This window comes from Streptococcus chosunensis (assembly GCF_003626515.1).
GTDB classification, from domain to species: domain Bacteria; phylum Bacillota; class Bacilli; order Lactobacillales; family Streptococcaceae; genus Streptococcus; species Streptococcus chosunensis.
Genome location: NZ_RBCK01000009.1, coordinates 467 through 723, shown reverse-complemented (window position 1 = coordinate 723; position 257 = coordinate 467). Strand labels below are relative to the sequence as shown.

1 protein-coding gene is annotated in these 257 nt (G+C 39.7%); it reads left to right on the top strand.

The features are described 5' to 3' along the window. Positions 1-257, top strand: a 257-nt coding sequence (locus tag D7D54_RS09355; RefSeq protein ID WP_162496616.1) for a Rib/alpha-like domain-containing protein, incomplete at both ends; no start/stop codon positions are given.

Below are 257 nucleotides of genomic sequence, written 5' to 3'. Positions count from 1 at the left end.
AGTGATTACAGTAGAAGTTCCGGTTAATGTAACGCCTGTCAAAGAGATTGAAACTCCAGTAACTAAGACCCCATTAACACCAGAGGATTACACTAAAGGAATTAAGATTCCAGAAGGTGGCAAGGTCACAAATGTTGAAAACATTCCAGACTTGACAACACCAGGTAAGAAAGATCCAGTTAAGGTAACGGTTGAATTACCAAATGGCAAAGTGATTACAGTAGAAGTTCCGGTTAATGTAACGCCTGTCAAAGAGA